Origin of the sequence: Paraburkholderia sp. XV (assembly GCF_020177535.1) — a bacterium.
Lineage (GTDB): Bacteria > Pseudomonadota > Gammaproteobacteria > Burkholderiales > Burkholderiaceae > Paraburkholderia > Paraburkholderia caribensis.
In genome coordinates this window covers 22,590-36,541 of record NZ_JAGUUD010000040.1, presented here as the reverse complement: position 1 = coordinate 36,541, position 13,952 = coordinate 22,590, and the positions used below count along the sequence as shown (strand labels likewise).

Sequence of the window (13,952 nt, the reverse complement as noted above, 5' to 3'; positions counted from 1 at the left end):
TGGTTTGACAGTTGTTACTAAATGTATCTGATACATTACGCGCGCTTTTAGCACTACGGCAGCGCGTAAAAAAATGAACAAGAGAGCTTACCGGCTGGTATTCAGCCGGATCCGGGGAATGCTCGTCGCAGTTGAGGAAACCGCCGCTGCGACGGGAAAAAAGAATCAGGGCGAAACGACGGGCGACGTGTCGGCAGCGACGCGCGCCGCTGTCGGCGCGGTACTGCGCTCCGTCCTGGCGGCAACGGGCCTGACCGTTTTCGGGCTGGCGACGGCCTTTGCGCAGGTCGTGGCCGATCCGAACGCGGGCGCACATCGTCCGACTGTCATCCAGACCGCGAACGGCATCCAGCAGGTCAACGTCACGCGCCCTTCGGCAGCGGGTGTATCGATCAACGGTTATACGCAGTTCGATGTGCCGAAGGCGGGCGTGGTCCTGAACAACTCGCCCACCATCGTCAACACGCAGCAGGCGGGCTACATCAACGGCAACCCGAACTTCGGGGCGAACCAGTCCGCGAAGATCATCGTCAACCAGGTCAATAGCCGCGCGGCCAGCCAGATCAACGGTTATGTCGAAGTCGCGGGCAACCGGGCTGAAGTCGTCATCGCGAACGGCTCGGGAATATCGGTGAATGGCGGCGGATTCATCAACACGTCGCGCGCGATTCTGACGACAGGCACGCCGAACTACGGTCCCGATGGGTCGCTGACGGGCTTTAACGTAACGGGCGGCAGCATCAGCATTCAGGGTGCGGGCCTGAATGCGTCGAACGTCGACCAGGTCGATCTGATTTCACGCGCGGTGCAGGCGAACGCCGCGATCTATGCAAAGAACCTCAATGTCGTGACGGGCGCAAACAGCGTCGATCACGATACGCTCAACGCCACGCCCATCGCGGGCGACGGCCCGGCGCCGGGTGTGTCGATCGATGTGAGCAGTCTCGGCGGCATGTACGCGAACCGTATCGTGCTGGTCGGCACGGAGAACGGCGTCGGCGTGTCGAACAAGGGTGTGCTTGCCGCGCAGGCGGGCGATCTGGTTCTGACCACACAAGGCAAGCTGGTGCTCGCCGGACAAACCAACGCGACGGGCAACATCAGCGCGAATGCGCGGGACGGCATCGACAACAGCGGCACGACATACGCACAGCAGAACATCAGTGCCAGCACGTCGGGCGCGCTCACGAACAGCGGGACGCTCGCGGCGCAACAAAGCGCGTCCCTCAGTGCAGCGAGCATCAAGTCAGGCGGTACGCTAGGCGCAGGCGTGAACGGCGATGGCACAGTTGCTGGCAGCGGCAATCTCGCGCTCAATGCGAGCGGTTCTGATATCGACCTGTCAGGCACGACGACAGTGGCAGGCGGCGCGTTGAGCGCAAACGCAGCCGGTACGCTGTCCGTTGCGCAGGGCAAGCTGTCGAGCGGCGGCGCAATGCAACTCGCCGCGTCGGATGTCTCGAACGTCGGCGGGCAGATCGTCTCGCAGTCGACGCTCGATCTGAGCGCATCGCACGGACTCGCCAATCGTACTGGCGTCATTCAGTCGGCCGCGCGTGCATCTGTCAATGCGGGTTCGATTGACAACACCGCTGGCCGGCTCGTGTCGCTGAATGGCGATGGCATGTCGCTGACCACCACGGGTGCATTGGTCAACGCGACGGGGACGACAGCGTCGGGCGCTTCTGGTGGCGTGATCGGTACGAACGGTGCCTTGCAGATATCGGCGGGAGCGCTGTCGAACCAGGGGCAACTCAATGCGGCGAGCGACGCAAACGTTCAGGCGCAGTCAATCGATAACCACGCCGGCAATATCACTGCCGGCGGCGCGCTCGATGCGTCTGCGGCGGGCGCGCTGGATAATACCGGCGGCACGCTTTCCAGTACGACAACCCGTATATCCGCCGCATCCATCGACAACACGAACGGCAGCATCGACGGCGATGCGTTGAGCGTGTCGGCCGCCGGCAATCTGACGAATCGTGGTGGCAAGCTCACACAATACGGCACCACGGACCAGACAATTCACGCGGGCGGCGCTTTCGACAACACGGGCGGCGCAGTCTCATCGAATGCAAACAGCTTGACGGTCGCGGCGAATAGCGTCGTCAACGATAGCGGCTCGATCCAGCATGCGGGCAATGGTGCGCTCGGCATCACGACGTCGGGCGACGTCTCGAACCGGGCGGGCAGAATCGTCTCCAATGGCGCGCTCGAACTGAGATCCGGCGGCGCGCTGAGCAACCAGCAAGGCACCGTGCAGGCAGCAGGACGAGCGAGTCTCGACACCGCGTCGCTCGACAACAGCGCCGGTCGCATCGTGTCGCTGAGCGGGGACGGGATGAACCTGACGACGTCGGGTGCGCTCGTGAATGCAACGGGCACGACTGCGTCGGGCGATACGGGCGGCGTAATCGGGACGAACGGGGCACTCGGTGTTACGGCAGGCGCGCTCTCGAATCACGGTCAACTCAGAGCTGCGGGCGACGCGAAGGTGCACGCACAGTCGCTCGACAATGTTGCGGGCAACATCACGGCAGGCGGCACGCTCGACACGACGGCGACAGGTACGCTCGACAACACGGGCGGCACGCTTTCAGGTTCGACGACGAACGTCGCGGCTGCGTCGATCAACAACACGAACGGTAGTATCGACGGCGATGCGCTGAGTGTGTCGGCGTCGGGCGATTTGACCAATCGCGGCGGCAAGCTCACGCAATATGGAACCGGCGACCAGACCATTCGCGCCGCTGGCGCGCTCGACAATACAGGCGGCACGATTGCATCGAATGGCGGCAATCTGAGCGTATTAGCCAATCGCATCATCAACGACAGCGGCACAATCCAGCACGCGGGCGCGGGTGCGTTGACCATTGATGCGGCGGCTGCTGTGACTAACGCGTCGGGCAAGATGGTCACGAACGGCGCACTGACGATGACGGCCGCAAGCCTCGACAACAGCGCGGGTACGCTGTCCGCACAGAAGGCGGCACGCTTCACTGTCTCGACAGGCATCGCGAATCGCGGTGGCGCGCTCTACGGCAATGACGGCTTGACGCTCGAGACATCCGGCGGTGTCGACAGCGCAGGCGGCTCGGTACAAACGGCTGGCAACCTGACGATCGACGCGGGCGGCCAGCTATCGAACGCGCACGGGGCGCTATCGGCCAATGGCGCGCACGGTACGGTGAGCGTCAGCGCGGCGAGCGTCGACAACACGGCCGGCAAGCTCACGAATGCGGGCGATGGCGCGATGTCGGTGACGTCATCGACGGGCGTGACGAATACGGGTGGCACGCTCGGCGGCAACGGCGATCTCACGCTGAACGCGCAGACGCTATCGAACGATGCCGGTGCGAACGTCGTCGCGAGCGGCGCGGCGAATCTCAACGTGACGCAAAGCATCAATAACGCGGGCGGCACGATCTATGGCGGCACGGCGCTCACGATCAACCAGGCGGGCGCAACCGTCACCAATAATGGCGGCTCGATTCTCGGGGGCGCCGATGCATCGCTTGCAGTCGCTTCGCTCGCTAATGCGGGCGGTGCTATTCGCGCTAACCGCGACATCGTGGCGGGTGGCGCGATCAGTGGCAACGGCAATATCGTTGCTGGTCGCGACCTGACGCTGAATGTCGCGGGCGATTATGTGAACACGGCCGCGAACAACCTGCACGCCGACGGCAATATGGCCGTCAATGCGACGGGCACGCTGACCAACACAGGTACGCTCGCCGCAAACGGCGCATTGACGGTGAGAGGCGCGAACGTCGTCAACGCCGCAGGCGCCGACATCAATTCGTCGACCACGACGGTCAATGCTGCGGGGACGATTTCCAACGTGGGGCGGATCGAAGGCAACTCGGTGACGACGACGAGCGCCACGCTGGCGAACACGGGTGCCGTCATTGGCAACGACGTGACCGTCAATGCAACGGATGTTCAGAACACGGGTGCGGCTGCCGTCATCGCGGGCGTCAATAGTGTGCGTGTCTATGCGGCGAACTCCGTCACCAACGCAGACGGCGCGCTGATCTACAGCGCAGGTAACCTGGAGATCGCGCGCAATGGCGCCCGCGACGGCTCTGGTCTTCTCGCCAACCAGACGAACGTGCTGACGAATAGCGCTGCGAGTATCGAAGCCGACGGTAGCATCGACATCGCCGCGCATACGGTGAATAACGTGCGTACGGGTGTGGTGACGCAGATGGGAACGCCGCAGGATGCGGGCACGCAGACGCTGACGATCTGGACGGCGGGTATTCCGATCGGCGATCTGTTGAATACCCATAGCAGCGCGACTTTCTCCCAGTGGACCTGGACCAAGGACGAAGCGCCGCTGAAGGCGGAAATCGTCGGCAAACTCGCTACGCCGATCAGCGTGACGGTGCCCAAATCGCAGGTTACGAACCTGAACACTAGTGCGCAGACGTTCTCGCTCACGCAACCGTTGACGGAAACCTATAGCGACAATTCGCTGACGACGGAAACCTGCAACGTTCATGACGTATGCACTCAGCACCCGCTTCCGCAAACCCGCAACATCGCGACGAATCCGACGCAGTGGTACAACAGCATCGCCGACAACGGCGACTCGTACACGATTACCTTCTGGCCGGATTTCGACCCGAACAAAAACATCCGTCCGGACCAGGTGAAGACGCGTTTCGACCTCGGTCCTGACTCGCACGACTATAGCGAAACGACGCGCACCGTCCACACGACCACGACGACGGATCAGTTGTTGAGTGCGGGCAATGCTGCGACGATCCAGGCGCAAGGCGCGATCCGCATCAACGCGGACGGCGGCGCGATCAACAACCAGTCGTCGACGATGAGCGCAGGCGGTAGCCTCGTCCGTCGTGCGAATGGTGGCACCGTGAACGATACAGGCATCGTTCTTCAGCAGACCGTCACGCAGGACGAGCAGTCGACGTTCTACTGGCATCAGAAAACAGGCGGCAGCAGCGACACGAAGACGATCGACGACGGCATCGCGCAATCCACCACGACAGTCGCGTCGTTGCCCGCGATCGCCACGTCGAATCAGGGCGTGCAGACCACGGCACAGAACATCACGATCGGGTCGGTGAACCGTCAGGGTCAAACGGTGATCGGCTCGGGCGTGACAGGCGGCAGCGCCGATGGAACGCAGACGGGTTCAGTCGCCGGGCAGTCTGCCAATCCACAGTCGTTGAGCGGTGCACAGGCGGGCGGCGTGACGGGTGGTCCGATCCGGCCGCAAACAGTGGGTGGTCTGTCAGGCGGCATTCCCAATCTGAAGCTGCCGTCGAATGGCCTGTACAAATACAACACGGCACCCGGCGCGACCTATCTCGTCGCGACGGACCCGCGCTTCACCCAGTACACGAACTTCGTATCGAGCGATTACATGCTCAACCAGCTTGACCTCGATCCTTCGAAGGTCGAGAAGCGTGTGGGCGACGGTATGTACGAAGAGACGCTCGTGCGCAACCAGATCACGCAGTTGACTGGCCGCACCTTCCTCACCGGTTATACGGACAACCTCGACGAATACACGGCGTTGATGAACAACGGCGTGAAGTATGCGAAGGAATTCGGGCTGACAGCGGGCGTTGCGCTGACGCCCGAACAGATGTCGCAACTCACAACCGATATGGTGTGGCTCGTCTCGCAAGACGTGACATTGCCAGACGGTTCGCATCAGAGCGTGCTCGTGCCGCAGGTGTATCTTGCGCAGTCGGATACGGTTGACCTTTCGGCAAGCGGCGCGCTCGTCGCCGGCAACAGCGTGAGCCTGAATGCAAGCGGCGATGTGAACAACAGTGGCCATATTGTCAGCGATGTGGCGACCACAATCATCGGCAATAACATTACGAATAGCGGCGTGATCGGCAGTGCCGGGACGACGACCGTGTCGGCGGTTCAGGATGTGCGCAACACGAGCGGCCGCATTGGCGGCGCGGATGTTGTCGTGCAGGCCGGTCGCGATGTCATCAATGAGACGCAGACTTATGGCGTGTCGAAGACGTTCGGCTCGGACACTTTCTCTGGAAGCGTGACGGGAACGGGTGTCGATGCCGTCGGCGCGATCTCGGCGACACGCAGCGTGACGGTTATCGCTGGTCGTGATGTGAACCTGACGGGTGCGACCATTACGGCCGGCAGCAATGCGGCCATTGCTGCTGGCCGTGATCTCAACATGGGTACAACCACGCTGACCAGCACGCAGGACGTCAGGACAAACGACGGGCTCAATGGCGGACACGACGCGGTCACCCAGAACCTGGGCAGCGCGATTGTCGCCGGTGGCAGTCTGACGACGGTATCAGCGAGGGATACGACGCTCACCGATGCGACCTTGAAGGCCGGCGGCGATGTGGCGATGGTGGCCGGCGGCAACCTGACGGTGACTGCCGCAAAGGACACGCACACGCGCAGCGAACAATCGATGGGCGGCGAGCAGTCGCACCATACAAGTTCCAGCTATGACGAGGCAGTGCAGGGTTCGAGCGTCAGCGCGGGCGGCAACATCACGCTCGCGGCCGGTCAGGGCGGCAACGGCAACCTGTCGATTCTTGGGTCATCCGTTGCGACGGAAGCGGGCGGCGGCGGTGTCAAACTCGTATCGACGGGCGATGTCACGATTGGCAGCGTCAGCGAGACGCACGATTCGCAAAGCTGGTCGCAGAACAATCATTCCGGCTTTCTGTCCAGCGAGAAGGAGACCGATTCAACCAGTTCACATCAGGTGGTGGCGAACGATTCGACGGTGTCAGGCGATACGGTGACGGGTGCGGCTGGCCATGACATGACAATCACGGGGTCCACGGTCGCTGCGACGCATGACGTGACATTGTCGGCGGGGCATGATCTCACCGTTACGACGTCGCAGGATACGAGCGAGGGTAGTCACTTTCATGAGGATCTGAAAACGGGACTGGGTAGTTCGGGCGGTGCGGGCATTTCATATGGTTCGAACGATCATAAGGACACGACGCACGATAGCGCCCTGACGAACAACGCGAGCCTTATCGGCAGTACGGATGGCAGTCTGCATCTGTCGGCCGGCAACGATCTGCATATCACGGGCAGCGATTTGATCGCGGGTCAGAACATCGTTGGCACGGGCGCAAACGTGATCATCGATGCGGCAACGGGCACCACGCACCACGACGAAACGCATGAGGTGAAAACCACCGGCTTTACGCTCGGGCTCGCGGGAAGCATCGGCAATGCGATCAACACGGCCATCAGCGAGAGTCAGGCCGCGTCGCACAGTGAAAACGGACGCGCCAAGGCGCTTCATTCGATCGCTGCAGCGGGTGCGATCGGCAATGCCGTTGCGGGCCAGGCGCTGAGTCCCGGACAGAAGCCCGATATCAGCGTGCAGTTGAGCTTCGGATCGAGCCAGAGCAAGAGCACGTCAACTGAAGACCAGACGACGCGCACAGGATCGAGCGTGATGGCGGGCGGGACAGCGGCATTTTCTGCTACGGGTGATGGCACGCCGGGAAGCGGCAACCTCACGATCGCTGGTTCTAATGTCAACGCGAATGACGTGTTGCTGGCGGCGAAGAATCAGGTCAACCTGCTCAACACGACCAATACAGACACGACGCGCAGCACGAATGAATCGAGCAGCGCCAGTGTCGGTGTGTCGTATGGCACGAATGGTTGGGGCGTGTCCGCATCGATGTCGAAGGCACATGGCGACGCGAACAGCGACGCGGCGACACAGACCAATACGCATGTACAAGGCTCGAACAGCGTGACGATTGTGTCCGGCGGCGATACGAACATCATCGGCGCAAATGTGAACGGCAAACAGGTGAGCGCCGACATCGGCGGTAACCTCAATATCGCCAGCGTGCAGGACACGACAACCAGTTCCGCGCATCAGTCGAGTTCGGGCGGAGGGTTCAGCATCAGCCAGGGCGGTGGCGCCAGCGGAAGTTTCAGTACCCAGCACGGTAGCGCAAACGGGAGCTATGCGGCCGTGAATGAACAGGCGGGCATTCAGGCTGGGACGGGCGGTTTCGATATCAATGTCAAAGGCAATACCGACCTGAAGGGCGCGTACATCGCGAGCGGTGCGGACGCGTCGCAGAACACGTTGACGACGGGAACGCTGAGCTGGTCGGACATGCAGAATCACTCCGAATACAGCGCCTCTAGTAGCGGAATGACATTTGGCGGAGGCGGCCTTGGTATCACGCCGATGATTTCACAGTCGGACAGTGGTAGCGAGCATGCGACGACGAGAAGCGGCATTGCGGCAGGTAGTGTCGTCATCACCGATGCTCCAAACCAGAAGCAGGATGTCGCTTCTTTGAACCGCGATATGACCGATCTCAACGGCGCGGTGTCGAAGTTGCCTGATGTGAACGATCTCGTATCGCAACAGCAGGACGTCATGAATGCTGCGAACGCTGCAGGCGCACAAGTGGCGCAGGCGATCGGCACGTATGGCGATTACAAGGAGCATCAGGCGAAGAGTGGCGAAAAAGCCGCTACGTTGCTGGGCGAGACGGATACGGCAGCACAGTACGGGCAGGAAGCCAAAGACTGGAGTGAGGGCGGGACCGACCGGATCTTGCTGCATGTGGCAGGCGGCGCCTTGCTTGGTGGGCTGGGCTCGGGAAGCTTGACGGGAGCGGTTGGCGGTGGAGCGGGTGCAGGTGTCTCGTCCGCGCTCTCAGGGCAGTTGAATGATCTGGCCGATTCGATGGGCGCACCAGGGACGCTCGGCCACGCGCTAGGGAACGGGCTGGCGAACGTAATCGCGACGGCGGCGGGTGCGGCCGTTGGTGGAAGTGCAGGCGCATTCACCGCCTCGAATGCAGATATGTATAACCGGCAATTGCATCAACCAGAAAAGGGGTTATCGCAACAACTTGCAGCAGCGGCCAACGCCAAGGGGCTGACGAACGCAGACGGCTCTCCTGTTACGCCGACGGACATCGCCAATCAACTTGCGCAGATGGGTTATCAAGCGAACGGAACATCCGAGAGTGGAGCGGCCACAACTGTCAAAGGTGATATGCCAGACGACGGTTCGACGTGGAAAATGGCTGGCGTCGACCAGAATACCGGGAAGACCATCTGGGCGCAGACGCCAGGCCCTGCAAATCCGACGCTGCAAGGGTTTATCTTGCAAAACACAAATGGCTCAGATGTGCCACTTGTCCAACAGTACACGGCGTCTCCAGAAGGCGCACAATCGCAGTATGGTTCACAGGGAATTTCGATGGGGTCATCGGCAGGGTCGATTTGTCCGCAGGGGAATTGCGGGATCGCGTACGCGACGCCTTCGTCACAGCAGGTCGCTGATGCGGCCGGGTTTGGTGCGACGCAGTTGGACCGGGTCTCAGCAATGGCCACAGCACTATCTGCCGCAGGAATGCCATTTCCGCTTGCTTCGGCCTCTGCCGAGGCGATTGCGGTTTGGGCGTCAGCGGGTTCCTGGTTTCTGAATGGCGTTCAACAAGCGGCCGCCCCCAACTTTGGTGGCTATTCTGTATCGAATGTCATTAATCAATTTACCGGAATATTAGCGAATCGCAATGCGATGGCTGCTCCGATTTTTAACGAGCTTGGCAATATAACCAGCAACAGCGGCGCGGCGCAGAGTGCTCAAGACTGGATCAACGCTCAGTGGGCTAAAGTGAAAGGAAAATTTCAATGAAAAAAATTAAATTTATCGTTGATGGGAATATCGCCGAATGGGCAAGGATCTGTTTGATTGCGATAGGTATATCAATGCTGATCAGCGGTCTGACCGTCGATTTCCTTCCTCCCTTTGTGGCGATTGCTCTCGTGGTTCTGGGAATACCGGTCGCAGCAATTGGAGGGTATGCATCTCGTGCAGAAGCGCTCGGACTGAAGCCATTCGACAACCAGTACGAGAAAGCTCGCAAGACCTACGAAGTAAACGAGGACGAAGACGACAAGCCATCACGAAATTAAAGTATGGACTGCCGCTATCCCGAACGGGTCTAGAAATCAGTCAGAGGAATGATTAAGGCATGGGCGTTTATAGCGGTCGATGCCGAAAATGAGCATGACGTTGTGATCGTATTATCACCGGACAGCAGATTGGACTTTAACATCGTATACTCCGCCGGATCTGCAGTATTGGTGAAAGCATTAGAGTCTCAATAGATCGTAGCGTTGAAAACTGAATCTCGAAAATGACACTTTTGTATCGGGCGTGCTTTACCACTTTCGTCACCTCATGTTGTCTATCTGCCTGTTCGTTGTTGCCACAGCCGGCACATCAAATAGAAGTGGAATCGCCGAAGTATGAAATGGCGAGTTCAGCGCGCGTGCGTGTGTTTTCGTCTGAGAACAATCAACCCTACGTAGTATTTCGGTCAGGCGATTGCTACCAGAGCTGGATGAAGTTCGATGGCACACGCGTCGATGACGGAATGGCTGGCAGCTTTCGGTACTCAACCCGCAGCGTGCTGATTGGCATGCCGCCGAGCCCGAGACCATGGATGCGGGTGCAGGGCCTGACGGGAAAAACATTCATACGCGAATACGTGGTTCCGGCAGGGCAATCGATTACGTATTCGATGGGATGGGTAGTGTATTCGGGTCAGTATGGAACGACCCGTCGATGCGTCGCTTCCTCGGTGGTATTGACACCGGAAGCAGGCCGCGACTATGACGTGTTTCTAACGCAGCAAGGGCGTCAATGCGAAATCGAGGCTCGGCAAATTGATGATCACGGTCTCGACGAACCAGTGCGGATGGGCGTAGCGCGTGAATGTCGGGCAGGTAACAAGTAGGACCTTGCATGGAGCGGCAACGGGGGCTTTCGCCGCACGCAGGGATGATTCTCGGAAGACAGACAATGAACAGCATGAAGAGGCTGGCGGCACTCCCGCTCACAGCCTTGATATCACTAACGGGCCAGGCGCAGCAGGCGCCAACTCCTGCGGACACAGCTGCCGCCGCACGCGCGAGCGCTGAACAGAACCAGCAGGTGCAGCAGCAACGCGACGCACAACAGCGAGCCCAGGCGGTCAACGCGCCGGCAGTGCGCTCGACGGCACCGAAAGCTGACGGCTTTCCCATGCTTCCAACCGAATCACCATGCTTTCGCATCGATACATTCGCGCTCGACGTGCCCGACACATTACCCGACGCGATCCGCAAGCAGGGCGCATCAGCGTTGCCACTCGACCGCTTTGCATTCGCGCGGGAATGGCTCAATCACTACGCGGGCCAATGCATCGGAAAGCAGGGCTTCGACATTCTCACCAAGGGCGTGCAGCAACTCATCCTGAGTCGCGGTTACGTCACGACCCGCGTGTTACTGCCCGAGCAGGACGTATCGAAAGGCACGCTGGCAGTCGCACTCGTACCCGGAGTCGTCCGTCATCTTCGTTTCGCGAATCCGGACACGCGCGGCACATGGAAATCAGCATTTCCCGCTCGCGACGGCGACATGCTGAATCTGCGCGATCTCGAACAGGGCCTCGAACAGATGAAGCGCGTCGCGAGTCAGGACGTTAACATGAAGGTCGAGCCAACTTCATCGCCAGGAGAAAGCGAAGTGGTGATCGACGTGAAGCGCACGAAGCCATGGAGTGTCGTCGCATCCGTCGACAACTCGGGCACGCGCGCGACGGGCAAACTGCAGGGCAATCTGAGCCTTGGCCTCGACAATCCGCTGGGTCTTAACGACGTGCTTGCACTGAGCGCCAATCAGGATCTTGAGTTGGGCGACAAGCATTTGGGCTCGCACGGATTCAATGGCTCTTACTCCGTGCCATGGGGTTACTGGACAGCGACGCTCTCGGGCAATACCAATACCTACTACGAGCAGATCGCCGGCGTGAACCAGACGTTTGTGTCGAGCGGCAATTCGCAGACTGCAGCGTTCAGGCTGGCGCGCGTTCTCTCTCGCAGCCAGAACGATGTGTTCGGCATGCAGCTTCAGTTATCGAAGCGCTTCGGCGAAAGCTTTATCGACGACACAAGCATTCCGACGCAGAAGCGCGACAACACCTTCATCGAAGCTGGCCTGACTGATCGCCATTACTTTGGTGCTGCGCAATTCGACGGCACGCTTGCGTATCGTCAGGGCGTCGGCGGTCTGGGCGCGACGTCGGATCCGTATCCTGATGGTCCGACGTATCGCTTCCATATGGCCGTGGTCGACGCGAATCTTTCCGTACCCTTCGCTGTTGCAAAGCAGAACTTGCGCTACGTGAGCACAGTGCACGGCCAGTTCACGAACGACACCTTGTTCTATATCGACGACCTGACTATCGGCAGCCGCTATACGGTTCGCGGTTTCGATGGCGAGACGATGCTCGCGGCGGAAAAGGGGTTTTACTGGCGCAATGAACTGCAATGGGCGATTGGACAGACGGGGCAAGCACTCTATGCCGGAATCGACTATGGACACGTCTACGGTCAGAACACGGCATTTCTCGCCGGGACCCAACTGGCGGGCGCAGTCATCGGCATTCGCGGCAGCTTGCCAACGCGTGTCGCCGGGTTTGCGTACGATCTGTTTGCGGGCACGCCCATTTACAAGCCGGACGGGTTTCCAACGGCTCGCGTAACAGTAGGATTTCAGATGACAGCTCAATTCTGAAAAGATATCGCCAGTGGCGGCACCAGATCTCCTTCAGGAGCCGATTCGACAACGGCAGGCAGGCTGTTGAACACTTTCACTCCCAACAACTGTGTGGAAGAGAACAACAGCCTGATCCTGGACTCAGGTGAAATAGCCGCTAACCTTACGGCTTCGCCACCTGCCCAATCGCATATCGGGAGTTGTCCGCTGTCTTGGCCGCGTAAAAAATTGTCCGCCTGTATAAGCTGCTACCCGAAATCGGCAGGAACACGATTGCCGCCTGACCATTAAAGGTTGTTCCCGACGGAGCCGAACACGAGCTCGCCGTCCCGCTTACGGTCACCGTAAACGTGTACAGGTTCTTGTTCGACAACGGCGTTGTCAGCACAAGCGTGCCTGACACAGGGCAGTTCGACATCGTTCCGGATACCGCACCCGCATTGTCCACGGTCAGCGAGGTGTTAGTCTCTGTCCAGGTACCGGTGACACTTGATTGGGTCACTGCAAGTGCATTCGCCGCGTCGTAGTTCCAGGCGAGGTTCACCGTGCTGCCGTTTGCAACGTAACTGCCGCTAAACGTCTGTTTGGCCGCAAACGCGCCGCTGCCCGATGAGGCCGTGTAGAAGAATCCCCCCGAATATTTGACGCCGGTATTGAGCACCCACGTTGTACTCGTTGGCACAATCGAACCGAAGAACTCGGTTGTCGCAATAGTCGCGATGCCATCGACGTATTGAAGATTATTTGTCGGGTCGATGGTCGCGTACGTGTGACTGGTACCGGATGTGGACCAGATGCCTTCGAGTCCATTGCCCGCATCGGCTGTTGAACCCGTTTGCGGATGCGCCAGATCGGGCAGCGATTCGCCGTCCACAACGGGGGTGGGCGAGGGCGTGCTGGCGGGTGTCGACGTAGGAGCCGGCGTCGTCGATTTGCTTGCGGTCGAGGAATCTCCGCCACCGCCACCACAAGCGGTCAGTGCAACAGTTGCGATAAGGGAAAGCAGGAACGGGGTCTGTATTTTCGTGTTCATGTTCAATGCGGACGGACTCTCTTCCGTCGCGCACTCCGTTTATAGATTGTAGAAAAGCACGAATCCACCGCTGAAGCAGTCCTTGTCCCTTTTCACATCGCCACCGGACAAGATAATGCGTATTTGCCAGCCATGAGTTACACGGCGGACTCGCGCTATAGATGTAAACGGATGCAGAACTGAAAACTTGAGTATTAATCCATCTAATGAGCAACAAAACAGAAAGTCGGTAAGACTCGCTATCGGCTCAGGGGGCTTGGATTTTCAGATGTGGAAGAGCGATATGACATCAAGAATCGAATTGTCCGGGCTTTTGCTTGTTCTTCGCGCGAGCACGGC

5 protein-coding genes are annotated in these 13,952 nt (G+C 59.7%); 4 read left to right on the top strand and 1 reads right to left on the bottom strand.

Annotated features, from left to right (window positions below; all coding sequences use genetic code 11):
- The first annotated feature begins 73 nt into the window (after positions 1–73).
- From KFO72_RS19860 to KFO72_RS19845, 4 genes are all read left to right on the top strand, one after another.
- Positions 74–9,670 carry a hemagglutinin repeat-containing protein gene (locus tag KFO72_RS19860; RefSeq protein WP_225032825.1) on the top strand — a complete coding sequence of 3,199 codons (9,597 nt, stop codon included), beginning with the start codon at positions 74–76 and terminating at the stop codon, positions 9,668–9,670.
- Positions 9,667–9,951, top strand: coding sequence for a hypothetical protein (locus KFO72_RS19855; RefSeq protein WP_225032824.1), 285 nt, complete (start codon positions 9,667–9,669; stop codon positions 9,949–9,951). Before KFO72_RS19860 ends, KFO72_RS19855 begins: the two co-directional genes overlap by 4 nt.
- A gap of 431 nt (positions 9,952–10,382) precedes the next feature.
- Positions 10,383–10,778, top strand: coding sequence for a hypothetical protein (locus KFO72_RS19850; protein WP_225032823.1), 396 nt, complete (start codon positions 10,383–10,385; stop codon positions 10,776–10,778).
- A 65-nt stretch (positions 10,779–10,843) separates the two neighbouring features.
- Positions 10,844–12,598 carry a ShlB/FhaC/HecB family hemolysin secretion/activation protein gene (locus KFO72_RS19845; protein WP_225032822.1) on the top strand — a complete coding sequence of 585 codons (1,755 nt, stop codon included), beginning with the start codon at positions 10,844–10,846 and terminating at the stop codon, positions 12,596–12,598.
- A 145-nt stretch (positions 12,599–12,743) separates the two neighbouring features.
- Here KFO72_RS19845 and KFO72_RS19840 read toward each other — a convergent pair whose 3' ends face one another.
- Positions 12,744–13,613 carry a hypothetical protein gene (locus tag KFO72_RS19840; RefSeq protein WP_225032821.1) on the bottom strand — a complete coding sequence of 290 codons (870 nt, stop codon included), beginning with the start codon at positions 13,611–13,613 and terminating at the stop codon, positions 12,744–12,746.
- Between the last annotated feature and the right edge of the window lie 339 nt (positions 13,614–13,952).

What these genes read in the sequence shown, in the direction of transcription:
- KFO72_RS19860 (WP_225032825.1), top strand. Translation starts at nt 74, where the DNA reads ATGAACAAGAGAGCTTACCGGCTGGTATTCAGCCGGATCCGGGGAATG.
- KFO72_RS19855 (WP_225032824.1), top strand. Translation starts at nt 9,667, where the DNA reads ATGAAAAAAATTAAATTTATCGTTGATGGGAATATCGCCGAATGGGCA.
- KFO72_RS19845 (WP_225032822.1), top strand. Translation starts at nt 10,844, where the DNA reads ATGAACAGCATGAAGAGGCTGGCGGCACTCCCGCTCACAGCCTTGATA.
- KFO72_RS19840 (WP_225032821.1), bottom strand. Translation starts at nt 13,613, where the DNA reads ATGAACACGAAAATACAGACCCCGTTCCTGCTTTCCCTTATCGCAACT.
- KFO72_RS19850 (WP_225032823.1), top strand. Translation starts at nt 10,383, where the DNA reads ATGAAGTTCGATGGCACACGCGTCGATGACGGAATGGCTGGCAGCTTT.